The organism is Xanthobacter autotrophicus (genome assembly GCF_029991245.1).
Lineage (GTDB): Bacteria > Pseudomonadota > Alphaproteobacteria > Rhizobiales > Xanthobacteraceae > Xanthobacter > Xanthobacter autotrophicus_C.
In genome coordinates this window covers 1-23,990 of sequence record NZ_JAIVFO010000067.1, presented here as the reverse complement: position 1 = coordinate 23,990, position 23,990 = coordinate 1, and the positions used below count along the sequence as shown (strand labels likewise).

General features: G+C 68.4%; 22 protein-coding genes. 11 read left to right on the top strand and 11 right to left on the bottom strand.

Annotation, left to right across the window (positions count from 1 at the left end; all coding sequences use genetic code 11):
* From K9U41_RS12850 to K9U41_RS12820, 7 genes are all read left to right on the top strand, one after another.
* Positions 1 to 1,390, top strand: a 1,390-nt coding sequence (locus K9U41_RS12850) for an amino acid ABC transporter permease (RefSeq protein WP_432715785.1), incomplete at its 5' end; no start/stop codon positions are given.
* A 15-nt stretch (positions 1,391 to 1,405) separates the two neighbouring features.
* Positions 1,406 to 2,182, top strand: a complete 777-nt coding sequence (locus K9U41_RS12845) for an amino acid ABC transporter ATP-binding protein (RefSeq protein WP_282641229.1) — start codon at positions 1,406 to 1,408, stop codon at positions 2,180 to 2,182.
* Between the two features lie 731 nt (positions 2,183 to 2,913).
* Positions 2,914 to 3,138, top strand: coding sequence for a hemin uptake protein HemP (locus tag K9U41_RS12840; protein WP_432715784.1), 225 nt, complete (start codon positions 2,914 to 2,916; stop codon positions 3,136 to 3,138).
* A gap of 234 nt (positions 3,139 to 3,372) precedes the next feature.
* Positions 3,373 to 5,106 carry a glycosyltransferase family 39 protein gene (locus K9U41_RS12835; protein WP_282641228.1) on the top strand — a complete coding sequence of 578 codons (1,734 nt, stop codon included), beginning with the start codon at positions 3,373 to 3,375 and terminating at the stop codon, positions 5,104 to 5,106.
* Positions 5,103 to 6,047, top strand: a complete 945-nt coding sequence (locus K9U41_RS12830) for a phosphatase PAP2 family protein (RefSeq protein WP_282641227.1) — start codon at positions 5,103 to 5,105, stop codon at positions 6,045 to 6,047. Before K9U41_RS12835 ends, K9U41_RS12830 begins: the two co-directional genes overlap by 4 nt.
* Positions 6,044 to 6,790: a glycosyltransferase gene (locus tag K9U41_RS12825; RefSeq protein WP_282641226.1), complete on the top strand. Its 747-nt coding sequence runs from the start codon at positions 6,044 to 6,046 to the stop codon at positions 6,788 to 6,790. The genes K9U41_RS12830 and K9U41_RS12825 overlap by 4 nt, the downstream gene beginning before the upstream one ends.
* A complete protein-coding gene (locus K9U41_RS12820; protein WP_282641225.1) occupies positions 6,790 to 7,119 on the top strand; it encodes a lipid-A-disaccharide synthase N-terminal domain-containing protein in 330 nt (109 codons plus the stop codon). The genes K9U41_RS12825 and K9U41_RS12820 overlap by 1 nt, the downstream gene beginning before the upstream one ends.
* Positions 7,120 to 7,158: 39 nt before the next feature.
* On the opposite strand, the gene K9U41_RS12815 is transcribed toward K9U41_RS12820, so the two are convergent.
* The 10 genes from K9U41_RS12815 to K9U41_RS12770 all read right to left on the bottom strand — a co-directional run bounded on the left by K9U41_RS12815 (position 7,159) and on the right by K9U41_RS12770 (position 19,549).
* Complete coding sequence (locus K9U41_RS12815; RefSeq protein WP_282641224.1) at positions 7,159 to 10,287, bottom strand: efflux RND transporter permease subunit; 3,129 nt, start codon at positions 10,285 to 10,287, stop codon at positions 7,159 to 7,161.
* Positions 10,288 to 10,293: 6 nt separating this feature from the next.
* Positions 10,294 to 11,445 (bottom strand): efflux RND transporter periplasmic adaptor subunit, encoded by a 1,152-nt coding sequence (locus tag K9U41_RS12810; protein ID WP_282641223.1) that lies wholly within the window; start codon positions 11,443 to 11,445, stop codon positions 10,294 to 10,296.
* A 269-nt stretch (positions 11,446 to 11,714) separates the two neighbouring features.
* Entirely contained in the window at positions 11,715 to 12,917 is a 1,203-nt protein-coding gene (locus K9U41_RS12805; protein WP_282641222.1) for an aminotransferase, read from the bottom strand.
* A 41-nt stretch (positions 12,918 to 12,958) separates the two neighbouring features.
* Entirely contained in the window at positions 12,959 to 13,282 is a 324-nt protein-coding gene (locus tag K9U41_RS12800; protein ID WP_282641221.1) for a hypothetical protein, read from the bottom strand.
* A gap of 66 nt (positions 13,283 to 13,348) precedes the next feature.
* Positions 13,349 to 15,127, bottom strand: a complete 1,779-nt coding sequence (locus K9U41_RS12795) for a potassium/proton antiporter (RefSeq protein WP_282641220.1) — start codon at positions 15,125 to 15,127, stop codon at positions 13,349 to 13,351.
* A 436-nt stretch (positions 15,128 to 15,563) separates the two neighbouring features.
* Entirely contained in the window at positions 15,564 to 15,776 is a 213-nt protein-coding gene (locus K9U41_RS12790; protein ID WP_282641219.1) for a hypothetical protein, read from the bottom strand.
* Positions 15,777 to 15,830: 54 nt separating this feature from the next.
* Positions 15,831 to 16,073 carry a hypothetical protein gene (locus K9U41_RS12785; protein WP_282641218.1) on the bottom strand — a complete coding sequence of 81 codons (243 nt, stop codon included), beginning with the start codon at positions 16,071 to 16,073 and terminating at the stop codon, positions 15,831 to 15,833.
* Between the two features lie 199 nt (positions 16,074 to 16,272).
* On the bottom strand, positions 16,273 to 17,301 hold the full coding sequence (egtD, locus tag K9U41_RS12780) for an L-histidine N(alpha)-methyltransferase (protein ID WP_282641217.1): 1,029 nt from the start codon (positions 17,299 to 17,301) through the stop codon (positions 16,273 to 16,275).
* Positions 17,301 to 18,584: an ergothioneine biosynthesis protein EgtB gene (gene egtB / locus K9U41_RS12775; protein WP_282641215.1), complete on the bottom strand. Its 1,284-nt coding sequence runs from the start codon at positions 18,582 to 18,584 to the stop codon at positions 17,301 to 17,303. Before egtB ends, egtD begins: the two co-directional genes overlap by 1 nt.
* Positions 18,585 to 18,727: 143 nt before the next feature.
* Positions 18,728 to 19,549 (bottom strand): LysR family transcriptional regulator, encoded by an 822-nt coding sequence (locus tag K9U41_RS12770; protein WP_282641214.1) that lies wholly within the window; start codon positions 19,547 to 19,549, stop codon positions 18,728 to 18,730.
* Positions 19,550 to 19,636: 87 nt separating this feature from the next.
* On the opposite strand from K9U41_RS12770, the gene K9U41_RS12765 reads away from it, so the two are divergent.
* The 4 genes from K9U41_RS12765 (at position 19,637) to K9U41_RS12750 (ending at position 23,510) form a co-directional block, all read left to right on the top strand.
* Positions 19,637 to 20,782, top strand: a complete 1,146-nt coding sequence (locus tag K9U41_RS12765) for an NAD(P)H-dependent flavin oxidoreductase (protein WP_282641213.1) — start codon at positions 19,637 to 19,639, stop codon at positions 20,780 to 20,782.
* Positions 20,783 to 21,059: 277 nt separating this feature from the next.
* A complete protein-coding gene (gene fdxA, locus K9U41_RS12760) occupies positions 21,060 to 21,392 on the top strand; it encodes a ferredoxin FdxA (protein ID WP_282641212.1) in 333 nt (110 codons plus the stop codon).
* Between the two features lie 27 nt (positions 21,393 to 21,419).
* Entirely contained in the window at positions 21,420 to 22,193 is a 774-nt protein-coding gene (locus K9U41_RS12755) for a ferredoxin--NADP reductase (RefSeq protein ID WP_282641211.1), read from the top strand.
* A 117-nt stretch (positions 22,194 to 22,310) separates the two neighbouring features.
* Positions 22,311 to 23,510 (top strand): amidohydrolase family protein, encoded by a 1,200-nt coding sequence (locus K9U41_RS12750; protein WP_282641209.1) that lies wholly within the window; start codon positions 22,311 to 22,313, stop codon positions 23,508 to 23,510.
* A gap of 51 nt (positions 23,511 to 23,561) precedes the next feature.
* On the opposite strand, the gene K9U41_RS12745 is transcribed toward K9U41_RS12750, so the two are convergent.
* The coding region (locus K9U41_RS12745; protein ID WP_282641208.1) for a DMT family transporter at positions 23,562 to 23,990 on the bottom strand (429 nt) is incomplete at its 5' end.

Genomic DNA, 23,990 nt, shown 5'->3' with positions numbered 1-23,990 from the left:
CCGGGTCTCCCCCGCGCAGGCCTATGTCTCCCCGACCCTGCGCGAGCCGGAGCCGGCCCCGGTGGCCACCCGCGGCCCCGTGCTGTGGGTGCGCCGGCACCTGGTCGGCTCGGTGCCGCAGGTGCTGTTGACCCTGTTCGGCATCTGGCTGGTCTATGTGACCGTCCCGCCGATGATCAAATTCTTCCTGATCGACGCGGTGTGGACCGGCACCAACCGCGAGGCCTGCCTGCCCGAGAAGGTGGGCCGGGCCGTGGGCGCCTGCTGGCCCTTCGTGTGGGCCAAGCTGGACCAGCTCATCTACGGCTTCTATCCCGCCAGCGAACGCTGGCGCGTGAACCTGGTCTACGCGCTGGGCGCCATCCTGCTGCTGCCGCTGCTGATCCAGAAGCTGCCCGGCAAGCGGCTCAACGCGATTCTGTTCTTCGGCGTCTATCCGGTGGTGGCCTTTGTGCTGCTCACCGGCGGTAATCTGGAGATGCAGCGCTTCCTGATCGGCTCGTTCGGTGGCGGCGACCTGTTTGCCGGCACCGGCACCGTGCAGGGGATGCGCGCCAGCTTCTGGATCGACTTCATGCTGTCCACGGGCATCGTCACCGGCATCGCCTATCTGGTCTCGCGCATCGTCGCGGGGCCGGAGGCGGCACCGGCGGCGGCGAAGACCACCCTCTCCGCCTTCGTCCTGCTCGGCCTCGTCATCTTCGCCATGGACATCGACGTGGGCCTGCCGCAGGTGGAAACCCGGCTGTGGGGCGGCCTGCTGGTCACCCTCGTCATCGCGGTCACGGGCATCACCGTGTCCCTTCCCTTCGGCATCCTGCTGGCGCTGGGCCGGCGCTCCAAGCTGCCGCTGGTGAAGGCGCTGTCCATCATCTTCATCGAGTTCTGGCGCGGCGTGCCGCTCATCACGGTGCTGTTCTTCGCCACCTACATGCTGCCCTTGTTCCTGCCCGGGCGCCTCACCATCGACGGGTTGCTGCGCGCCCTGGTGGGCGTCGCCCTGTTCGCCTCGGCCTATATGGCGGAGGTGGTGCGCGGCGGCCTGCAGGCCATTCCCAAGGGCCAGTATGAGGGCGCCATGGCGGTGGGCCTGCCCTCCACCCTCATGCTGCGCCTCGTGGTGCTGCCGCAGGCGCTGAAGCTGGTGATCCCCGGCATCGTCAACAACTTCATCGGCCTGTTCAAGGACACCACGCTGGTGCTGATCGTCTCGATCTTCGACCTGCTGGGCTCCATGCGCGCGGCCTTCACCGATCCCAACTGGGCCTCGCCCACCACCCTGTTCACCGGTTTCGGCTTCGCCGGCATCATCTACTTCGTCTTCTGCTTCGGCATGTCCCGGTATTCGATGGCGCTGGAAAAGCGCCTCGACCGGGCCCAGCGGCACTGATTGAAAGGGCGACCCATGAGCGCAGATCCCATCATCGCGGCCAACGAGGCCGCCGCCCCGAAGATCGCCGTCGAGATGACCGGCGTGAACAAGTGGTACGGGGATTTCCACGTGCTGCGCGACGTGAACCTCACGGTGGAGCGCGGCGAGCGGCTGGTCATCTGCGGGCCGTCGGGCTCGGGCAAGTCCACCCTCATCCGCTGCATCAACCGGCTAGAGGAGCACCAGAAGGGCCGCATCGTGGTGGACGGCATCGAGCTGACCGACGACCTCAAGCGCATCGACGAGGTGCGCCGCGAGGTGGGCATGTGCTTCCAGCACTTCAACCTGTTCCCCCACCTCACCATCCTCGAGAACTGCACCTTGGCCCCCATGTGGGTGCGCAAGATGCCGAAGAAGGAGGCCGAAGACCTGGCCATGCACTTCCTCGAGAAGGTGAAGATCCCCCACCAGGCGCACAAATATCCCGGCCAGCTCTCCGGCGGCCAGCAGCAGCGCGTGGCCATCGCCCGCGCCTTGTGCATGCGCCCGCGCATCATGCTGTTCGACGAGCCCACCTCCGCCCTCGACCCGGAGATGGTGAAGGAGGTGCTGGACACCATGGTGAGCCTCGCCCAGGACGGCATGACCATGCTGTGCGTGACCCACGAGATGGGCTTTGCCCGTCAGGTGGCCAACCGGGTGATCTTCATGGATGCCGGCCAGATCATCGAGATGAACGAGCCCAACGCCTTCTTCTCCAACCCGCAGCACGAGCGCACCAAGCTGTTCCTCAGCCAGATCCTGCACTGAGGGGGTCCGGAGGCGCCGGGCGGGGTGGTGTCTCAGTTCGAAAACCTGCTGCTCGGCCGGGCACGATGGGACCCCTCCCCCGCAAGCGGGAGAGGGATCGACCGCGCTGTTTCAACGGAGACACCACCGCCAGCGAGGACGCGCCGGCCGATGGGACGGGGCTTTGCGTCGGGCATCCATGCCGCGCAACGTGACCCGGCGGTGGAACTGATGCGCCCGGGCACCGGGCATTGCTTGCCACAGCCCGCACGCGTGCGGCTGCCTTCGCCACAGTGGAAACCGCGAACCGCCGATGGCCGGCATTGGCCCGGCGGCGGCGCTCCGGGGCCACGTCGGCGCCGCTTCCGGCCGTATCCTGCCGCCTTCGCACCCATCCCCCGCTGATCGTCGTGGTCGCCGGAAGGCGCTCCGCACGACGTCCCTCCTCCGGTGTCCCTCCGTTGCCGACACCTGCGGCATGCCCGTCCAAAGCCATCCGGAGACACGCACGCCGCGCCTCGGCCGCACCCCGACGCGGACACGGCGACGAGGCGTCAGCACGCCCCCATGATCGTTTCCCCTCCTCGACCATATGCGCCCGTGGTGAACGTGCACGCGGGGAGTTGATCTTCAGCCTTCAATGTATTAATCAAAGAATATCGAGCGGTATTCGAGTATTGAATACTTCTAAACTGGACCTGATGTTCCCACTGTGCTGATGGGCGCACCTGCTGATCTGGAGCGATTCAAAAATGAGCAGGCATGAACACGCGAACGCCGGCGTCTTCGGCGTATCCATGGGAGACGGCGGCGCCTTGCGGGGCGCGCGGGCGGCCTGCCGCACCATTCCCATGACCGATGCGCAGCTCGACAGCCGCGATTTGTTCGCCGCGGGCCGCCTCATCACCATTACCCATGGGGAGTACACCTACCAGTTGCGCCTCACGGCCCAGAACAAGCTGATCCTCACCAAATAGCCGGCCCACCCGGCGGCGGGACGGCAAGGCCGCGCGGGCGCCTGGGCGAAGCCCGCCGCGCGCCGGTCCAAGGCCGCGGTCCTGGAAATAAGGCGCGTGCCTTTCCTTTGCCGCGTTTCGCCTGCATCAGGTCCGCCCCGGGGAAAGGCGCGCCAGGCGCCGATCGTCCGGCCCTTTCCGGCACGGGCGTTTCTGCTATTGTCCGCGCCGATTTCAGCGGATCCAGACAGAAGCATGGCCATCTCAGAGCCCGCGTCCAACACGCGCCGGGCGTTCGACCTCGACCTGCCCCGGCGCCTCGTGCGCCTCCTGGACGGTGCCTGCGCGAGCCATGGCCGCGCCAGCCTGCTGCTCGTGGCCGTGGCGCTGCTCGCCTTCCTGCCCGGCTTCTTCCAGCTCTCCCCCATCGACCGCGACGAGGCCCGCTTCGCGCAGGCCACCAAGCAGATGCTGGAGAGCGGCAATTATGTGGACATCCGCTTCCACACCCAGGCCCGCCACAAGAAGCCGGTGGGCATCTACTGGCTCCAGGCCGTAACCGTGAAGGCGGGCGAGGCGGTCATCGGCCCCTCCGCGCTGTATTCCATCTGGCTTTATCGCCTGCCGTCTTTGTTCGCCGCCATCGGCGCCGTGCTGCTCACCTATTGGACGGCGCTCGCCTTCGTCACCCGCCGGGGCGCGCTCTTGGCCGGCCTGATGATGGCCGGCTGCGTGCTGCTGGGGGTGGAGGCGCGCCTCGCCAAGACCGATGCGGTGCTGCTCTTCACCATCATCGCCGCCTTCGGTGCGCTGGCGCGGGCCTATATGCGCCCGGCCACGGAGCGCGCCGGCGACCTGAAGCTCGCCGCCATCTTCTGGACGGGGCTCGCCGCCGGTATCCTGATCAAGGGACCCATGGCGCCCCTGTTCGTCGGGCTCCCGATATTGACGCTGGCGATCGTGGAGCGCTCGGGCGGCTTCCTGAAGCCGCTGAAGCCGCTGCTGGGCCTGGCCTGGTGCCTGCTGCTGGTGCTGCCCTGGTTCGTCGCCATCTATGTCATCACCAACGGCGCCTTCTACCAGCACGCCGTGGGCGTGGACATGCTGGGCAAGGTCGCCGAAGGGGCGGAGGGCCACTGGGGCCCGCCGGGCACCTATTTCCTCGCCGCCTGGGGCACCTTCTGGCCGTCGGTGGTGCTGGTCGCCATGGCCGCGCCGTTTGCCTGGCGCGCCCGGCGCGAGGAGAAGGTGCGCTTCCTGCTGTGCTGGCTGGTGCCGACCTGGCTGGTGTTCGAGATCGCCGTCACCAAGCTTCCCCATTATGTGCTGCCGCTTTATCCGGCGCTCGCCATCCTGACCGCGCTGGCGATGGAGCGCGGCGCCATGGCCAAGGCGGGCAGCCGGCTCGCCAGCCTCGTCTGGATCTGGCCGGTGCTCGCCATCGTGCTGTCGCTGGGGCTCGGGGCGGCCTATCTGTGGTTCGGCAGCGGCTTCGGCCTTGCGGCATGGCCGCTGCTCATCCTCGCCATCGTGCTGCTGTGGAGCGCGGCGCGCGCCTTGCCGCGGGTGGGCGTGGAGGGCGCATTCCTCACCGCCATCGTCGGCACGCTGGTGCTGTTCTTCGCGGTCTATCAGGTGATGCTGCCGCAGATGCGGGCGCTGTGGATCTCCGAGCGCCTCGCCCAGGTGGCGCGGGAGGAAGGCTGCCCGGCCGAGAAGATCGCCTCCTTCCCCTATCAGGAGCCGAGCCTCGTCTTCCTCGTAGGCACCAGGATCAACTACATCCTGCCCGACGCGGCGGCGGTGCTGCTGAAGCAGGGCGGCTGCGCCCTCGCCTTCATCGACACCCGCTTCCATACCTGGTTCGAGACCAAGGCCAGCGAGATCGGCCTGAAGTATCACGCCGTCGCCACCCTTTCCGGCTTTACCTACAATGGCGGGCGGCAGGTGGCGATCACCGTCTACCGCTCCGACGAGGCCGCCCCGTGACGGTTGAAGCCGCGCCCGGCGTGCCGCCGGCCCGTCCCGGCACTCAAGGTCCCGTCTTCGTTCGGCAGGCGGCGGAAGGGGTGCGGCTGCTGCTCGTCTCCATCTGGCAGGCGCTCGGCTATCTGGCGCGCCGCAGGATCGGCCATCCCCTGCCCCGCCTCGGCTTCCGGGGGCGATGGGAAATGCTCGCCCTCGCCGGGCTCGTGGCGGGGCTGACGGCGGCGGCGCTGATCCTCGTGGACCCGCAGGTGCTTGGCCTGCGCTTCAGGATGCCGGCGTGGCTCATCACCGTGTCCGAGCGCATCACCGATCTGGGCTTCAGCGGCGTGGTGCTGTGGCCGCTCGGAATTGCGCTGGCCTATGCGTTGCTCCTGACCCATGCCGGCGATGCCATGACAGGGGCCATGACCCGCCGCATGGCCGCGAGCGTCGCCGCGCGGGTGGGCTTCCTGTTCCTCGCCATCGCGCCGGTGGGGCTGGGCGTGTCCCTGTTCAAGCACATGCTCGGCCGGGCGCGGCCCCATGCGGCGCTGGCCCTGCCGGGGCCCAATCCCGAGCTGGCGCTGCATGTGCTCGCCTTCAAGTCGAGCTTCGCGTCCTTCCCGTCGGGCCACGCCACCACCACGTTTGCGGCGGCGGTGGCCTTTGCCGCGCTGTTTCCCCGCGCCCGCGCCTGGCTCATCGCCCTGGCCGTGCCGGTGGCGGCCACCCGCGTGGTGCTCGGCTCCCATTTTCCGAGCGACGTGATCGCCGGCGCCGCCGTCGGAACCGCCTTCGCCCTGTGGATGATCCGCATGTTCGCCACGCGCCGGCTGGTGTTCCAGGTTGACGGCGCGGGCGCGATCACGCCCATGGCGGGGCCATCGGCACGTCGCCTCGGCCGCCTTCTGCCCCGCCCCGCTTTCAGCTCCGCCGTCCCAGTCGAAGAGGCGAGACCGTGACCTCTCCCATTGCCCATGCGTCCGCAGCCCCCCGGCTGTCGGTGATCATTTCCGTGAAAGACGAGGCGGACAACGTCCTGCCGCTGATCGAGGAGATCGACCGCGCCCTCACCGCCGAGCCGTTCGAGCTGATCTTCGTGGACGACGGCTCCAAGGACGCCACCCTCGCCAACCTGCGCGCGGCGGCGGCGACGCGGCCCTACCTGCGCGTCCTGGTGCACGAGACATCCTGCGGCAAGACCGCGGGCGTGGACACCGGCGCCCGGGCGGCGCGGGGCGACATCCTGCTCCTGCTCGACGGCGACGGGCAGAACAACCCGGCTTACCTGCCCGAGATGGTGCGCGCCATGGACGAGGGCGGCGCACGCGTCGGCATGGTCCAGGGCGAGCGGCAGGGCCGCAAGGACACCCGCTTCAAGCGCTACCAGTCGCGCCTTGCCAACCGCATCCGCGCCGCGCTTCTCAACGACGGCTCGCGCGATACCGGATGCGGGCTGAAGGCGGTGCGGCGCGACCTGCACCTGCGCCTGCCCCTGTTCGACGGGCAGCATCGCTTCATGGCTGCGCTGGTGAAGCGCGAGGGCTTTGAGACCCGCACGGTGAAGGTGGTGGACCGCGAGCGCTGGTCCGGCCTCTCCAAATACGGCTTCTGGAACCGCTTCGGCGTGGGGATCCTCGATCTCTTCGGCGTGTGGTGGCTGGTGCAGCGGCGGCGCGTGCCGCACGTGGTGGAGCGCGGCTGATGATCTATTACCTCAGCCAGATCGGCAATTATCTGCACGAGGTCTTCATCGACCAGTTCGACTGGTGGGTGGTGCTGGGTCTCGTGGCCCAGATCATGTTCACCATGCGCTTCGTGGTGCAGTGGATCGCCAGCGAGAAGGCCCAGCGTTCGGTGATCCCGTTTGCCTTCTGGACCTTTTCGCTGGGCGGCGGCACGCTGCTCCTGATCTACGCCCTCTACCGGCGCGATCCGGTGTTCATCGCCGGGCAGGCGCTGTCGACCTTCATCTATATCCGCAACCTGCAGTTCGCCCTGCGCGAACGCCGCGCCGCCCGCTCGGTGACCTGAGGGGGCGGGGTCCGGGAGCCGGCCCCTTCCAGCCTCGCCCTACTCCGCCGCGATCCGGTCCGGAACCGGCTTGGGCGCCGGCTCCGCGTGGCGGCCGGAGATGGCGTGGTGCACCACCCCGTCCAGCCGGTCGAGATAGAGATAGATCACCGGCGTGATGTAGAGCGTCAGAAGCTGCGACAGCAGCAGCCCGCCCACCACCGCCACGCCCAAAGGCTGGCGCAGCTCCGAGCCCGCCCCGGCCCCGAGCGCGATGGGCAGCACGCCGAAGATGGCGGCCAGCGTGGTCATCATGATGGGACGGAAGCGCAGCAGCGCCGCCTCGCGGATGGCATCCTGCGCCAGCGCCCCGGCGCGGCGGCGTTCCAGCGCCACGTCGATCATCATGATGGCGTTCTTCTTCACGATGCCCACCAGCATGATGATGCCGATGATGGCGATCACCGACAATTCCATGCCCGCCACCATCAGCGTGATGAGCGCCCCGATGCCCGCCGAGGGCAGGCCCGACAGGATGGTGATGGGGTGGATGAAGCTCTCGTAGAGGATGCCGAGCACGATATAGATCACGACCACCGCCGCGAGGATGAGCAGCGGCTGGTTGGAGAGCGAATCCTGGAACACCTGGGCATTGCCCTGGAAGCCCGTGGTGATGCTGGCCGGGATGCCGACATCCAGTGCCGCGGCGTCGATGGCCTCCACCGCCTGGCCCAGCGCCGTGCCGGGGGCAAGGTTGAACGAGATGGTCACCGCCGGTTGCTGCTGCTGGTGCTGGATGGAGAGCGGCCCCACCGTGCGGGTGATGTTGGCCACCGTCTCCAGCGGCACCACGGCGCCCGATGAGGTGCGCAGATAGACCCGGCCGATGTCGCCGGGCTCACGCTGGAAGCGCGGCTGCACCTCGGCGATGATCGCGTACTGGTTGGTGGTGGTATAGAGCGTCGCCACCTGGCGGGTGCCGAACTGGGTGTAGAGCGCGTCGCGCAGCTGCTGCTCGGTGATGCCGAGGGCCGCCGCCTTGTCCTTGTCGAGGACGATGGTGAGCTGCGGATTGCTGATCTGCAGGTCGGAGGTCACGTCGCGCAGGCCCGGCAGGGTCGCGAGGCGCTGCTCCATGTCCTTGGCGACGCTGAAGAGGAGCTGCGTGTCCGAACCCTGGAGCGTGTACTGGTACTGGCTCTTGGAGGCGACGGCGCCCACGTTGATGTTCTGCGCCGCCTGAAAGAAGACGTTGACGCCCGGGACCTGGGCCACGCGGTGCCGGAGGTTCTGGATCACCCCGTCGGCGGACAGGGTGCGCTGGTCGCGCGGCTTCAGGGCGATGAACAGGCGGCCGGTGTTGGTGGTCCGGCTGGTGCCCGTGGCACCGGCGGTAGAGACCAGATAGTCCACGTCCGGATCGGCGCGCACGGCGTCCGCCACCTGCTTCTGCCGCGCCACCATGGCGTCGAAGGAACTGTCGGTCGCCGCCTCCACCGTCCCGCTGATGAAGCCGTTGTCCTCCTGCGGGAAGAAGCCCTTGGGGATGATGATGTAGAGGTAGACCGACAGGGCCACGGTCGCGAGCGTCACCACCAGCATGAAGGGGCGGTGCCGCAGGACGAAATCGAGGCTCACCCGGTAGGCACCGAGCCAGGCGTCGAACATGCGCTCGGTGACGCGGAAGAAGGCGGACGGCTTTTTGGTGTGGTCCGGCGCCTTCATCACGCGGGCGCACAGCATGGGCGTCAGCGTCAGCGAGACGAAGCCCGAGACCAGGATGGCGACGGAAATGGTGACCGCGAATTCGCGGAACACGCGCCCCACCACGCCCCCCATGAACAGCACGGGGATGAACACCGCCACCAGCGATAGCGTCATGGAGATGATGGTGAAGCCGATCTCCCGCGAGCCTCGGATGGCGGCGCGGAAGGATTTTTCGCCGTTCTCCACGTGACGGTAGATGTTTTCCAGCACCACGATGGCGTCATCGACCACGAAGCCCACGCAGAGCGTCAGCGCCAGCAGCGTCATGTTGTTGATGGAATAGCCCAGCGCCCACATCACCGCGAAGGTGGCGATGATGGAGATGGGCAGCGCCAGCGAGGGGATGAGCGTGGCGCGCACGTTGCGCAGGAACAGGAAGATCACCAGCACCACGAGGACGATGGCCTCGAACAGGGTCTTCTGCACGTCCGCCACCGCATCGCGGATGGAGACCGAGCGGTCGTTCAGCACATCGATGTTCACCGCGCCGGGCAGCTGGGCGCGGAACGACAGCAGGCGCGCGCGCACCTCGTCGACCACGCTGACGGTGTTGGCATCGGGCTGGCGCACCACGGCGAGGATGACCGCCCGGGTGTCGTTGAACCAGCTCGCCACCCGCTCGTTCTCGACGCCGTCGGAGATGGTAGCGATTTCCTCCAGCCGCACCGGCGCGCCGTTGCGCCACGCCACCACGATGCGCCGGAACTGGGTCGCATCCGCCTTGGGGGAGCCCATGTCGATGGTCTGCGACTGCTTGGGGCCGGAAATGATGCCCAGCGGCGTGTTCGAGGCGGCGGCCGAAACCGCGCGCTGGATATCGTCGGCCGAAATGTTGCGCGCGCCCGCCGCGGCGGGATCGACGCGGATGCGGACGGCATATTTCTGGGCGCCGTAGATCTGCACCTGCGCCACGCCCGGCAGCTGGGAGATCTGCTGGCCGATCAGGGTATCGGCATATTCGTTCACCGCGGACAACGGCAGGGTGTCGGAGGAGACCACCAGCAGCAGCACCGGCGCGTCCGCCGGATTGACCTTGCGGTAGCTCGGCGGGGTGGTCATCTCGTCCGGAAGCTGGCGCTGCGCCACGGAAAGGGCCGACTGCACGTCGAGGGCGGCGGCGTCGATGTTGCGGTTCAGGTCGAACTGCACCGTGATGGCGCTGGAGCCCTGCGTACTCGACGAGGTGAGCGAGGAGATGCCGGCGATGGTGGCCAGCTGGCGCTCGATGGGGGTCGCCACCGCCGTCGCCATGGTCTCGGGGCTGGCGCCGGGCAGGGTCGCGGTGATGGTGATGGTGGGAAAATCCACCCGCGGCAGCGCCGCCACCGGCAGCTGGCGATAGGCGAATAGGCCCGCCACAATCAGCGACAGCATCATCAGCGTCGTCATGACGGGGCGGCGGATGCACAGCTCGGCGAACATGGCGGCTCAGCTCCCGGCCACGGGCTGGGTGCGGGTGCGCACGTTCACCCGGCTGCCGTTGCGCAAAGAGAGCTGGCCGTCGGTGACCACCGTCTCGCCGCCGGCAAGTCCCTTGGTGATGACGGATCGTCCCTCCACCGTGCGCGTGGTGGTGACCGGCCGCACCGTGGCGATGCCGTCCTCCACCACGAACACGAAGGTGCCGTCCTGCCCGTTCTGTATTGCCTCGCTGGGCACGGCGACGATGTCCTTCTCCATCCGCAGCGTCACGGTGACGGCGCCCAGCGTGCCAGGCCACAGCCGCTCGTCCGCGTTGGCGAAGATGGCGCGGGCGGTCAGCGTCCCGGTCTGCGGGTCCACCGTATTGTCGATGACCGCCACCTTGCCGTCGGGGATGGTCTCGCCCGACCCCTGGAGGGTGATGGAGACCTTGGCGTCCTGCGCCGCGCGCAGGTCGGCGATGTAGCGTTCCGGCAGGCCGAAGGCGACGTAGATGGGCTTCAGCTGGCGCACCGTGGCCAGGGTATCGTCCACGCGGATCACCGCGCCGGGCCGGGCTGATGAAACGCCGATGCGCCCCGTGGCCGGGGAGCGGATGTCGTAATAGCCGCGCTGGACCTTGAGTGACTGGAGGTTGGCCTCGTCCTGCGCCACGGTGGCCTTCTGCACGTCGGCGGAGGTCTTGGCGTCGTCCACCTGTACCTGCGAGACCGCGTTGCGCGCGGCGAGGCCGGTATAGCGCTCCACGTCGCGCCGGGTTTTCTCCAGCTGCACCTTGTCACGGGCGAGCGTCGCCTCGGACTGGCGGATTTCAGCGTCGATGACGCGGGAATCGAGGGCGAAGAGGAGATCCCCCTCCTTCACGAAGGCGCCGTCAGCAAAGCCGACCTTTTCCACCGCCGCTGCAACCCGCGAACGGATGGGCACGGTCACCATGGATTCCACAGTGCCCAGCGCCTCCACCCGGACCGGGAGCGCCGTGCGCTCGGCCTTGGCCGTGAGCACGGCAACGACGCGGCTCGGTGCGCTCTCCGGCTTCTGCGCCGCGGCGCTGATCCACGGCTTCCTGTCCCACGCCCAGGCGCCCGCGCCGAGGAGTGCGAAACACAGGACAACCGTCGCGATCCGTCCTTTACGCGATGCCTGTTGGGCGGACATGCAAACCTCGATCGACCCAGCGCCGGAACCGGAAACCATCAGGCAAAGGGCCTGATCGCAACCTCCGCCTCCAGCCTTCCAGAAGCCGTTTTACCGCTCCGATTGCGACACAATCCAAACGGCATGGCCCGTTGGCCCCAGCCTCCCTTACCGCGATGCAACACTAAACCGGTCGTTCGGTCCAATTAAGGTTTCGTCAGGTCCGCACCCGGCCCGCCATGGCCGCATGACGCACTCGTGATCCACGCACTCGTGATGTCGCGCCAGCTTCAGCGCAGCAGCGGCACTTTGGCCAGCCGCTCCAGCGCCCGGTCGATGGTCTCGTCGCGCTTGGCGAAGCAGAAGCGCACCACGCTCTTCACCGCGTCCTGAGCGTAGAAGGCGGAGACCGGGATGGTCGCGACCCCGAAGGTGCGCACCAGGTCGAGGCAGAAAGCCTCGTCGTCCGCCGCGTCGGTGTGGGCGGAAAGGTCGATGGAGAGGAAATAGGTGCCCGCCGAGGGCAGCACCGAGAAGCCGAGGCCGGCGAGCCCGTGCGCCAGACGGTCGCGGGAGCGCTGGAGGTCGGCCCGCATGCCGGTGAAATAGTCGTCCGCCTTGCCGAGCCCGTAGGCCACCGCCACCTGCAGGTTCGGCGGCGTGGTGAAGGTGAGGAACTGGTGCGCCTTGGACAGCACCTTCGTCAGGGCCGGGGCGGCGAAGACAAGGCCCACCTTCCATCCGGTCATGCCGAAGATCTTGCCGGCGGAGGAGATCTTCACCGTGCGCTCGCGCATGCCGGGCAGGCTCATCAGCGTTTCGAAGGCGACGCCGTCGAAGATCACATGCTCCCACACCTCGTCGCACACCGCATAGGCGTCGAACGCCACGCAGAACTCGGCCAGAAGCGCCAGCTCCGCGCGTCCGTAGACCACGCCGGTGGGGTTCTGCGGATTGTTGAACAGCACCAGCTTGGTGCGCTCGGAGAAGGCAGCGGCGAGGCTCTCCCGCGTGATGGTCCAGAACGGCGGCTCGAGGCGCACCAGCCTGGGGATGCCGCCGGCCCGCTTCACCAATGGGAGATAGGCGTCGTAGAGGGGCTGGAACAGCACCACCTCGTCGCCGGGCTCGATGAGGGCGAGGAGCGCGCCGGCCAGCGCCTCGGTGGCACCGGAGGTCACCATCACCTCGGCGTCGGGATCCAGCTCCAGCCCCTGCCAGCGGCGATAATGGGCGGCGGCGGCGGCGCGCAGCTCCGGCAGGCCCATCATGGGCGGATACTGGTTCCAGCCGTCCACCACGGCTTCCGCCGCCTTGCGCCGCACGTCTTCCGGGCCGGGATCGTCCGGGAAGCCCTGGCCCAGATTGACCGCTTCATGGGTGCGGGCGAGTTGCGACATCACCTCGAAGATGGTGGTGGGCAACTGCGCATAGATGGGATTGAGGGACCGGGCGGGGCGGTCGGACGGGGAGGAGGCGGAAGCAAGGGACATGGAACGGTCACGGCACGGGAAAAGGAAAAGGCCCTGGCCGTTTAGACCTTCTCGCCGTGGGGCGAAAGTCCGGTGGAGACTGCGGCCTCCCCCGCCATCAGGGGCTTGAGAGCAGCCACCAGCGTCTCGGGCGTGACCTGCCCCATGGGCATGAGCACCTTGGCGGCCTGCGTGCGCGCCCCCGGCCGCATCACCAGCACCACCGTCTCGGAGCCGCCGCAGGCGGGATCTCCGCACGAAATCTCGGAGACGGAGACCGTGGCGTCGGCATCGAGCTTCAGGATGTCGCGCACGAGGTCCGCCAGGGTACGGGCGGCATCGCGCGCGGACCCCGCCTCCCCCCGCCGGCGCATGAACAGCCTCATCCCCGTCTCCCCGATGGATTCCCGGCGATGTTTGAACCGCCCTCGCGGCGCAAACATGACGGCGCCTCACTCCTCATCGTCCTCCCCCTCGGGCTGGAGACCGAACAGCCGCCGCACCTTCGCGATGGACCGCTTGAGCCGGCCCGCCTCCAGCCGCAGCACGGCCCAGGTGACGCGCCCGTCCACCACCTCTCGCACCTCGATCACCGCATGCCCGTAGGTGATGCGCATGCCCGGGGCGGGATGGTCGTCCGAGCGGTCGGCGAAGGCCTCGGCGATGGTGAGGCCGAGTTCGGAGTCCGGCACCGTAAGCCCGTAGAAACTCATGAGGTCGCCGAGCCGCACCTCGCCCACGAAGGGGAAGGCGGCGCCGTCATCCATGGGCGTCGCCTCCTGCGGGCGGAACAGGCGGTCAAGCTGGTGCACCCGCCTGGGCGGCGCCAGCACATAGCCATAGTCGCCGACCCTGAGCGCGCCGGCGGCCTCCGGGGTCAGGGTCTGGCCGTCCCGCACCACCATCATCAGCCGCGCCCAGGTGGGCAGCGCGGCCTGCCCGATGGCCGGCGTGCCGGCCACCACCGGATAGGCGACCAGCTCCATTTCGGTCTGCCCCGGCAGGTCGATCTCGAAGCGGCGGATGGCGGGCGCGGGATCGGACAAGATCACATCGAGCCGCCGCGCCACCGTCGCCATGGTCCAGCCGTGGAGGATGAGCGAGACCAGCACCACCGCGAAGGCGACGTTGAAATAGACTTCCGCCTGCGGCAAATGCGCCAGCATGGGGATGGTGGCGAGGAAGATGGAGACCGCCCCGCGCAGCCCGGCCCAGGAGATGAACAGCTTCTCCTTGAGCGAGAAGCGGAACGGCGCAAGGCACAGGAACACTGCCGCCGGACGCCCCACCAGGATGAGGAAGGCCGCCACCCCGAGGGCGGGAAGCGCGTAGAACAGGATCTTCTCGGGCGAGACGAGAAGGCCCAGCATCACGAACATCACGATCTGGCAGAGCCAGGTCACGGTATCGAGGAACGAGGTGATGGAGGCGATGGCCCGCACCGGCCGGTTTCCCAGCACCAGCCCGGCCAGATAGACGGCAAGGAAGCCCGAGCCGTGCAGCAGCGACGTCACCGCGAACAGCAGCACGGCCACCCCCACCACCATCACCGGATGCAGCCCGCCGGGCAGGTCCACGCGGTTGAGCAATGCAACGAGCGCATAGCCGCCCGCCACGCCAAGCAGGGCGCCGACCGCCATCTCGCGCAGCACGCCCAGCACCATGGCCATGCCGGGATTGCCCATGTTGGAGGTCAGAAGCTCCACCAGCAGCACGGTGAGGAACACCGCCGCCGGATCGTTGGTGGCCGATTCGATCTCGATCACCGAGCCCACCCGCCGGCCGAGATGAAGGCCCTGCGCCCGCACCAGGAACAGCACCGCCGCCGCATCGGTGGAGGCGACGATGGCGCCCACCAGCAGGCTTTCCAGGGGGCCGAGGCCGAGCAGCGGCCCCGCCACCAGCGCCACCAGCGCCCCCGTCATCACCACGCCGATGGTGGACAGGCCCACCGCCGGGATGATGGCGCCCCGCATGCTGGCGATGCGCATGCGCAGCCCGCCGTCGAACAGGATCACCGCCAGCGCCGCCGAGCCCACCATGTAGGTGGCCCAATAGTCGTTGAAATGGATGCCGCCGGGGCCGCCCGCCCCCGCCGCGACGCCGATGACGAGGAACACCAGCAGGATGGGCGCCCCGAACCGCGCCGCGAGCAGACTCGACAGGGTGCCGACCACCACCAGGGCGGCAACCACAAGAAGAACAAGATTGGAAACGAAAACGGAACTCATCACATGCCGGGCCGCGCGCCCGCCCTTCGCAATTGAGATGCAACAGTAGCGTCTGCGGAGGCGAGGGCGTAAGCTTCTGATCGTCGCGGGTGCGAGGTCAGGGCGAACCGCGATGTGAACCGTTAGCCGATCCGGGGGCGGAAAGGTTCAGGAAATGTCGTTAACCGGCATTCCCGTCGCGTACCTCGTCATGTCGATGGTGCGTTCGCGGGGCAGTCTCGTTCTGGAGAGCGAGACCGTCTGCTTTGACCGCGATCTGGCCGTTGCCATGGCGACGGATGATTGTGGGTGCTGTGCGTGGTCGGGTGTCTACCCGCTCGACGCGAACGGCCGCTGCGTCGCCGGCAGCCCGATCTATTGCAGGGGTTCCCTCAGCGAGGGATTCCGACCCGACCAGGACGGCGCCATGGCCACAGGCCGCAGCGAAGCTTTGTCCTTAGCGCCCTGATCCGCGCTTGGCGATGAAGGCCATGGCCAGGTACGGCGAATCGAACTGAACCACCTGCACCCGCCGGCTGCCGCACAGGTCGCAGCGCAGCGTGACCGGCTCAGCCGGCTCGCTGGAGGTGATTTGCCGTTCGTTGGCATCATCGCGTTGGGACAGGATGGAGCGGCGCCCGCAGCGGCCGCATTCGGCGCAGATCATCATCGGCCGAAACAGCCCTCAAATCACGGTGGTATGATGGCGGTGGCCGCCGGGCGCTCAAAGAAGTGCCCCGGCGTGAACGAACAGGCGCACCTTGCGCTCCGCAAACGCCACATCCTCGGGCCGGCCGGCCTCGGCGGCGTCGATGAGCGCCCTGAACGCGGCATCGAGCCCGGGGCCGCCTTCCCCCGCCGAAAACCGCTGCAACAGCAGGCGGCCGCAATCCGTCAGGGTCGAAAGCTCATTGCCGTCGGGAAGCCAGATGGGCCGGCCGAGCGGGGTTTGCCAATGTCGCGCCATGGTGACCTTCAATCACATGGACGAAGCCTCCGGTTCGGTCCGGACACTTCTTCCGCCTGGCCCCCCAAAACCCCTGCAACGATCCGGCCTTGCGGCTCGCTCAGCATCTTGAAGAGGGCCGGATCGGGCGGGGCGGCATCGCGCTGCGAGCCATCCAGACCATCCGGCCCTGCCGATGGGTCCCGCCCGCCGGCCGGTTTCAGCGCCCCTCCCCGTCCCGCTCCAGCGCCGCCACGGCGAACCAGCCCTTGGGGTCGGTCCACAGCACGCGCTGGCGCCATCCGGCATGCCGGACCATGGCGAGGACAGCGGCGGCGGAGAACTTGTAGGAATTCTCCGTGTGAATGGTTTCGCCCCGCGCGAAGGCGAAATGGTGGCGGCCGATGCATACCTCCTGCTTCCTCACGCTTTCGAGATGCATCTCGATGCGGCTTTCATCCGCATTGAAGAAGGCCCTGTGCCGGAAGCCGCCGGGCTCGAAATCCGCGCCGACCTCCCGATTGATGCGGGCAAGCAGGTTGAGGTTGAAGGCAGCGGTAATGCCATGCCGGTCGTCATAGGCTGCTTCCAGAACAGCGTGGTCCTTGGCCAGATCGAACCCGATGACGAGGGCGGAACCCGGGCCGAGCACATCGCCCACATGGGCCAGGAACGCGGTTGCCGCCTGCGGCGTGAAATTGCCGATGGTGGAGCCGGGGAAGAAGCCGACCCGCCGTCCCTCTCCAAGCGGCGGCAGGCGGACGGCCTGGGTGAAATCCGCCTCCACCGGCACCATGGCGACCCCCGGATAAGCCTCCGCGAGCCGCGCCACCGCCGCCCGCATATGCGGGCCGGAGATGTCGATGGGCACATAGGCCGCGGGCTTGTCCATGGCATCGAGCAGCAGGCGCACCTTGATGCTCGATCCCGAGCCGAACTCCACCAAGCTCGCCCTTGGCCCCGCCAGCGCCCCGATTTCGGCCGCGCGGGTCTTCAGGATCTCAAGCTCGCAGCGCGTCGGGTAATATTCCGGCAGGCGGCAGATGAGGTCGAACAGCCGCGAGCCGGTCTCGTCGTAGAAATATTTCGGGGGCACCGCCTTCTGCGGCTGGGACAGGCCGAAGACCACATCGGTGCGGAACACGGCGGTGGCCCCGTCGGCCGCCCGTCGCTCGGCGATACGGAGGGATTGCGCGAGGGATGCGGCAAGCGAGCCCGCATGGGGCGTGGCGAGGGAGATGGGCGCCATCAGGCATCCTCCGCTAGTCTCAGGCCGGCGAAGGGCCAGCGCTGGTGGGGGTAGAAGAAGTTGCGATAGGTGGCGCGCGCGTGCCCGTCCGGCGTGGCGCAGCAGCCGCCGCGCAGCACCATCTGCGAGGACATGAACTTGCCGTTGTATTCCCCGAGCGCGCCCGAAGCCGGCCGGTAGCCGGGATAGGCTACGTAGGGACTCTGGGTCCATTCCCATACGTCGCCAAAAAGCTGGGCGGGATGGCTTGCCGCCGGCCCCGCCGCCAGCGGACATAGGGAGCCAGTCTCCAGGAAATTGCCGCGGACCGGCAGATGGCGCGCCGCCACCTCCCATTCCGCCTCGGTGGGCAGGCGGCGCCCGGCCCAACGGGCATAGGCATCGGCCTCGTAATAGCTCACATGGACCACCGGCGCGGCAGGATCCACCGGATGCTGGCCGGCGAGCGTCATGGCCTCCCAGCCGGCGTCGGCCTTCTCCCAATAAAGCGGCGCCGCGTATTCGCCCGCCTTCACCCGCGCCCAGCCGTCGGCGAGCCACAGGTCGGGACGGCCATAGCCGCCGTCTTCCATGAAGGCGATCCACTCGCCGTTGGTCACCGCGCGGCTGGCGAGGCGAAACGGCCGCAGCAGCACGGCGTGGCGCGGCCCTTCGTTGTCATAGGCGAAGCCCGCGCCGGCATGCCCGATCTCGAAGATGCCGCCGGGATAATCGAAGAAGGACAGGTCCGGCGCCGCCCCCGCCGGGTCGGGTGCGCGGGACCGGTAGGCCGGGTGCAGCGGGTTGGCGGCGAACAGGTTCAGGATGTCCATCAGGATCAGTTCCTGATGCTGCTGCTCGTGGTTGATGCCGATTTCCAGCAGCGGCGCGATGGCGGCAAAAGCCGCCTCACCCGCCGTCGCGATCAGCTCGCCCATGGCGTCCGTCACCCGCGCGCGGTAGGCGGCGACCTCGTCCACGGTGGGCCGGGTGATGAGGCCGCGGGCGAAGCGGGCATGGCGGGCGCCGGCGGCCTCGTAATAGGAATTGAAGAGATAGGCGAACTGGGGATGGGCCACCTCGTAGCCGGGCAGATGCGGCACCAGAACGAAGCTCTCGAAGAACCAGGAGACATGGGCGAGGTGCCACTTGGTGGGGCTCGCGTCCTGCATGGACTGGACCGTCTGATCCTCGGCATGAAGGTCGCGCGCCAGATCCTCGCTCAGCGCCCGCACCCTGTGGAACCGGCCCAGCCATGCGCTCCGCGGCACGGGTTGCGCGCGCATCTTGTGATGGATCGTCATTTCACCTCGCCGTTGGGCGGCTGTCCGGACCACACGCGTCCAAGGCGATAACGCCGGCGGGCGCTTGTTGGTTCTACGGATCATTTCTGTTTGAATGGCACCGGCGCTGACATCCGGCCCAACACGATCACGCGAGCAAACGCTCAGGCTAAAGCGAGCGCCACCACTGCATCAATGGACCGCAACGACGGGCTGCTGGCGTGCCACACCGCCAAGGTGCGCACGTCCGGCCCGGCGATGGGGCGGGTCTCGATCTCGCCCACGGCGCGCCAGCGCTCCACCGCCGCTTCCGGCAGCAGGGTCCGGCCAAGGCCGGCCGCAACACAGCCGATGATGCCGTCCAGCGTGCCGAGTTCCAGCATGGGCAGGTCACCCAGCACCTCGCGGCAGCGCTCGCGGTAGCAGCAGCCTTCGCGGAACACGATGGCCGCGCTTTCCGGCTCCGCCCCGTTGTTGGGCACCACCTCCACCAGCCGCTCGCTCCAGAGCGGCGCCGAGGCGAAGCGATCATCCCCCACGTCCTCGGCGACGAACACCAGATCGAAGGCGCCGCGCCGCAGGCCCGCCATCAGCTCGCCGCTGGTGCCGGTCTTCAGCGTCAGGCGCAGGGGGGAGAGGGTGTCGCGGATGCGCTTCAGCACCGGCGGCAGGCGGACGGCGGCAGTGGTCTCCATGGTGCCGAGGCGCAGGGGCGGCCAATCCTGCGCCGAGGCCCTGAGGCGCGCCTCCACCTCGGTGGAGAGGCTGACGATCCGCGCGCCATAGTCGAGGGCGAGGCTGCCGGCGGCGGTGGGCACCATGCGCCCGTCCACGCGCGCCACCAGCTTCTGGCCGAGGCGGTCCTCCAGCTTTCTGATGCGGGTGGTGACATTGGACTGCACGCACCCGAGCCGCTCCGCCGCGCGGGTGATGCTGCCGGTCTCGGCCACCGCCTGGAGAAACTGGATGTCGCGGATATCCATCATCAGAAGTGAACGATAATATCAGAATGTTTCAATTTCAATGAATAGCTCACCCGCCATAATGGCGGAAAGATCGACGGAGGCCGGCCCATGGCGCACGCAACACACATCCCGGATGGCACCGCGCAGACGACGCGCTGGCCCGACCGCCGCATCCTCGATCTGTTCGGCATCATCCATCCCATCCTGCTCGCACCTTTGGCCGGGGCGGGCACGCCATCCCTTGCCATCGCCGTGGGCGAGGCGGGCGGGCTCGCCGCCCTGCCCGGCGCGCTGTACCAGCCGGACGAGCTGCGCACGGCCATCGCGGCGGTGCGCGCCGGCCTCCCCGGCCGGCCGCTCAACGTCAATTTCTTCTGCCACACCCCACCCACGCCCGATCCGGTGCGCATGATGCGGTGGCGGACACGGCTGGCGCCCTATTATGTGGAGCGGGGCCTCGACCCGCAGGCGACGCCCCCGTCTGGCGGGCGCGCGCCGTTCGACGCCACCTATTGCGCGCTGGTGGAGGAGATGCGGCCGGAGGTGGTGAGCTTCCATTTCGGCCTGCCCGATGCGGCCCTGCTCGCGCGGGTGAAGGCGACGGGCGCGAAGGTGATTTCCTCCGCCACCACCGTGGCCGAGGCCAGATGGCTGGAAGCGCGCGGCTGCGACGCCATCATCGCCATGGGGCTGGAGGCGGGCGGACATCGCGCCACCTTCCTCGGCACCGATGTCGCGAGTGACATGGCCGGCGACATGAGCCGGCAGGTGGGCACCTTCGCCCTGGTGCCGCAGGTGGTGGATGCGGTGGGCGTGCCGGTGATCGCCGCCGGCGGCATCGCCGACGGGCGGGGCATCGTCGCCGCCCTGGCGCTGGGCGCATCGGCGGTGCAGGTGGGCACCGCCTTCCTGTTCTGCCCGGAAGCGAAGACCCCCGCCGTCCACCGCACTGCGCTGGAGGCGGCGGGGGACGACAGCACCGCCCTCACCAACCTGTTCACCGGCCGCCCTGCGCGCGGCATCCTGAACCGGGTGATGCGGGAGGCGGGGCCCCTCTCCGGCGATGCGCCGTCCTTCCCGCTGGCCGGCGGCGCCCTCACCCCGCTGCGGACGGCCGCGGAAGCCGAGGGTCAAGACGATTTCACCAACCTGTGGGCCGGTCAGGCGGCGCGCCTCGCCCCCCGGCTGCCCGCCGCGGACCTGACGCGCCAGCTCGCCGCCGACGCCCTCGCCCGGCTCAATCCCGCGGCGTGAAGGGGAGCGGGGCGGGGGCTGTGGTCCCGCGAGGTGCGATTTGGCCGCGAGGCCAGTGCTCCGTGTGAAAAGCGCCGTCGCTCCCTCTCCCGCTTGCGGGAGAGGGCTGGGGAGGGGGCAGGCCGGTCGGGGCACGACGAGCCTCCATGTCCCTGCCCAAAATTCCCGCATCACCGCCCAAAAGCTCCGCAACCCCAGCCCGCTCCTCCCGTTGACAGCCCTCGCCCCGTCCCCCTATTTTCATTTGTACACAAACAATATTCCGAAGGCTCTCGCCATGGCCTATGTCGTCACCGAGAACTGCATCCGCTGCACCTATATGGATTGCGTCTCGGTCTGCCCCGTGGACTGCTTCTATGCCGGCGAGAACATGCTGGTGATCCATCCGGACGAATGCATCGACTGCGGCGTCTGCGAGCCGGAATGCCCCGCCGCCGCCATCTTCCCGGACTCAGATCCCCGCGCCGCCGACTGGGCCGCCCTCAATGGGCAATACGCGGCGCAGTGGCCCAACATCACGCAAAAGGGTGCCCCACCCGACGATGCCGACGCCTGGAAGGACGCCGCCGGCAAGCGCGCGCTCCTCTCCGCCGCGCCCGCCGCGATCTGACCGACCATTCCCGCCAGAGACCCCGCCATGAGCAACTTCTTCGAGGAACACGTTCTCAGCGTCCATCACTGGACCGACCGCCTGTTCAGCTTCACCACCACGCGCGATCCCGGCTTCCGCTTCCGCACCGGCGAATTCACCATGATCGGCCTGAAGGTGGACGGCCGTCCGCTGCTGCGCGCCTATTCGGTGGTGAGCCCGAGCTGGGCGGAGACGCTGGAATTCTTCTCCATCAAGGTGCCCAACGGGCCGCTCACCTCGCGCCTCCAGCACATCAAGGTGGGGGACGCCATCACCGTGGGCCGCAAGGCCACCGGCACTCTGGTGCTCGATAATCTCCTGCCCGGCCGCACCCTCTATCTGCTCGGCACCGGCACCGGCCTTGCGCCCTTCCTGTCGGTGATCCGCGATCCGGAGACCTATGAGCGCTTCGAGAAGGTGGTGCTGGTGCACGGTTGCCGCCATGTGAGCGACCTCGCCTATGAGGACCTCATCCTGAACGAACTGCCGGCCCACGAATTCCTCGGCGAGGAAATCTCCGGCAAACTCGCCTACTACCCGACCGTCACCCGCGAGCCGTTCCGCAACAATGGCCGCATCACCGCCCTGCTGGAAAGCGGCAAGCTCCCCGCCGACGTGGGCCTGCCGCCCCTTGATGCCGCCACCGACCGCGTCATGATCTGCGGATCGCCGGCCATGATGGGCGACCTGCGCACGCTTCTGGCCTCGCGCGGCTTCGAGGAGGGCAACAGCGGCGAGGCAGGCCATTTCGTCATCGAGAAGGCGTTCGCCGAGCGGTGAGTTTTTCCCCCGCCCCCGGTTTTCAGGCGCCGGGCGGCGGCTTACAATTCATATGCCTACAAACAAAAAACCGGGTGCGCCCGCGCGTTTCCGGCCGTCCCTTCCGGAGACCTTCCCATGGCCCATGATGCCCCCGCAGCCGCCGGCGGCCCCACCAAGCTGGTGATCCGCAACATCGGCCTCATCCTCAGCGGCGACCTTGCACGGCCCATCCTCGACGCCGACACGGTGGTGGCGGAAGGCGGCAGGATCACCGCCATCGGCCGCGAGAAGGACGTGGACACGGAGGGCGCCACCACCCTCATCGACGCCAACGGCACCACGCTGACCCCCGGCCTCATCGACAGCCACGTCCACCCCGTCGCCGGCGACTGGACCCCGCGCCAGAGCCGGATGAACTGGATCGACTCATCGCTCCATGGCGGCGTCACCACCATGATCTCGGCCGGCGAGGTGCATTATCCCGGCCGGGCGAAGGACGTGGTGGGGCTGAAGGCGCTGGCCATCACCGCCCAGCGCTCGTTCGACGCCTTCCGCCCCTCGGGGGTGAAGGTCCATGCGGGCGCCCCCGTCATCGAGAACGAGATGGTGGAGGACGATTTCAAGGAGCTGGCCGCCGCCGGCGTGAAGCTGCTGGGCGAGGTGGGCCTCGGCGGGGTGAAGGACGGCCCCACGGCCCGCAAGATGGTGGGATGGGCGCGCAAGTACGGCATCCAGTCCACCATCCACACCGGCGGGCCGTCCATTCCCGGCTCCGGCCTCATCGACAAGGACGTGGTGCTGGAGGCGGACACCGACGTGGTGGGCCACATCAACGGCGGCCACACCGCGCTGCCGGACAACCAGATCCGCTGCATCTGCGAGGGCTGCAAGCGCGGGCTTGAGATCGTGCACAACGGCAACGAGCGCTCCGCCCTCTACACCCTGCGCATCGCCCGCGAGATGGGGGACCTTCACCGCGTCATCCTCGGCACCGACGGGCCGGCGGGCTCGGGCGTGCAGCCGCTGGGCATCCTGCGCATGGTGTCCATGCTCTCCTCCCTCGGCGAGCTGCCGGCGGAGGAGGCCTTCTGCCTCGCCACCGGCAACACCGCGCGCATGCGGGCGCTGGATTGCGGGATCATCGAGGTGGGCCGGGCGGCGGATTTCGTGCTGATGGACAAGGCCCAGCATTCCCCCGGCGTGACGCTGCTGGACAGCGTGCGGCTCGGCGACCTGCCCGGTGTGTGCATGACCGTCATCGACGGCATCGTGCGCTCCCAGCGCTCGCGCAACACCCCTCCGGCCAGCCGCATGCCGGTGGTGGTGAAAGGGTAGAACCCTTATACCGACGGTCCCGGTCTTCGACCGGGACCGAGAGGGTTTCGCTCAAACGCCGCGCGGGCTTGAGTCGGCCGCCGGCTTCGGCTGCCGGAGCACCAGCAGGTTGCCGGCGAGCACCAGGGCGATGCCGGCGGCCGCCGTCAGCGTCCAGTGGTAGTCCTCGAACAGGGTGGAGAGGAACAGCGCCACGATGGGGAACATGACCGTGCCGTAGCCGGCGCGGTTCGCTCCGATGCGGCGGATGAGCTGGATGTAGACGGCGAAGCCCGCCAGCGTCTGGACCACGATCAGGAAGCCCAGCGATCCCAGATAGCGCACGCTCCAGTCCACCATGAACGGCGCGCCCCGCACCACGCTGATGACCAGCAGGATGAGGAAGCCGTAGGCGAAGCCCCAGAAGCTGGTGGACGCCATGGGGTAACCCCGACGCCCGGCCACCCCCGACAGCAGGCTGCCGAAAGCGAAGCTCACCGT

Coding starts and splice junctions, on each gene's coding strand:
- K9U41_RS12845 (WP_282641229.1), top strand. CDS start 1,406: ATGAGCGCAGATCCCATCATCGCGGCCAACGAGGCCGCCGCCCCGAAG.
- K9U41_RS12840 (WP_432715784.1), top strand. CDS start 2,914: ATGAGCAGGCATGAACACGCGAACGCCGGCGTCTTCGGCGTATCCATG.
- K9U41_RS12835 (WP_282641228.1), top strand. CDS start 3,373: ATGGCCATCTCAGAGCCCGCGTCCAACACGCGCCGGGCGTTCGACCTC.
- K9U41_RS12820 (WP_282641225.1), top strand. CDS start 6,790: ATGATCTATTACCTCAGCCAGATCGGCAATTATCTGCACGAGGTCTTC.
- K9U41_RS12815 (WP_282641224.1), bottom strand. CDS start 10,287: ATGTTCGCCGAGCTGTGCATCCGCCGCCCCGTCATGACGACGCTGATG.
- K9U41_RS12810 (WP_282641223.1), bottom strand. CDS start 11,445: ATGTCCGCCCAACAGGCATCGCGTAAAGGACGGATCGCGACGGTTGTC.
- K9U41_RS12805 (WP_282641222.1), bottom strand. CDS start 12,917: ATGTCCCTTGCTTCCGCCTCCTCCCCGTCCGACCGCCCCGCCCGGTCC.
- K9U41_RS12800 (WP_282641221.1), bottom strand. CDS start 13,282: ATGAGGCTGTTCATGCGCCGGCGGGGGGAGGCGGGGTCCGCGCGCGAT.
- K9U41_RS12795 (WP_282641220.1), bottom strand. CDS start 15,127: ATGAGTTCCGTTTTCGTTTCCAATCTTGTTCTTCTTGTGGTTGCCGCC.
- K9U41_RS12790 (WP_282641219.1), bottom strand. CDS start 15,776: ATGATGATCTGCGCCGAATGCGGCCGCTGCGGGCGCCGCTCCATCCTG.
- K9U41_RS12785 (WP_282641218.1), bottom strand. CDS start 16,073: ATGGCGCGACATTGGCAAACCCCGCTCGGCCGGCCCATCTGGCTTCCC.
- egtD (WP_282641217.1), bottom strand. CDS start 17,301: ATGGCGCCCATCTCCCTCGCCACGCCCCATGCGGGCTCGCTTGCCGCA.
- egtB (WP_282641215.1), bottom strand. CDS start 18,584: ATGACGATCCATCACAAGATGCGCGCGCAACCCGTGCCGCGGAGCGCA.
- K9U41_RS12770 (WP_282641214.1), bottom strand. CDS start 19,549: ATGATGGATATCCGCGACATCCAGTTTCTCCAGGCGGTGGCCGAGACC.
- K9U41_RS12765 (WP_282641213.1), top strand. CDS start 19,637: ATGGCGCACGCAACACACATCCCGGATGGCACCGCGCAGACGACGCGC.
- fdxA (WP_282641212.1), top strand. CDS start 21,060: ATGGCCTATGTCGTCACCGAGAACTGCATCCGCTGCACCTATATGGAT.
- K9U41_RS12755 (WP_282641211.1), top strand. CDS start 21,420: ATGAGCAACTTCTTCGAGGAACACGTTCTCAGCGTCCATCACTGGACC.
- K9U41_RS12750 (WP_282641209.1), top strand. CDS start 22,311: ATGGCCCATGATGCCCCCGCAGCCGCCGGCGGCCCCACCAAGCTGGTG.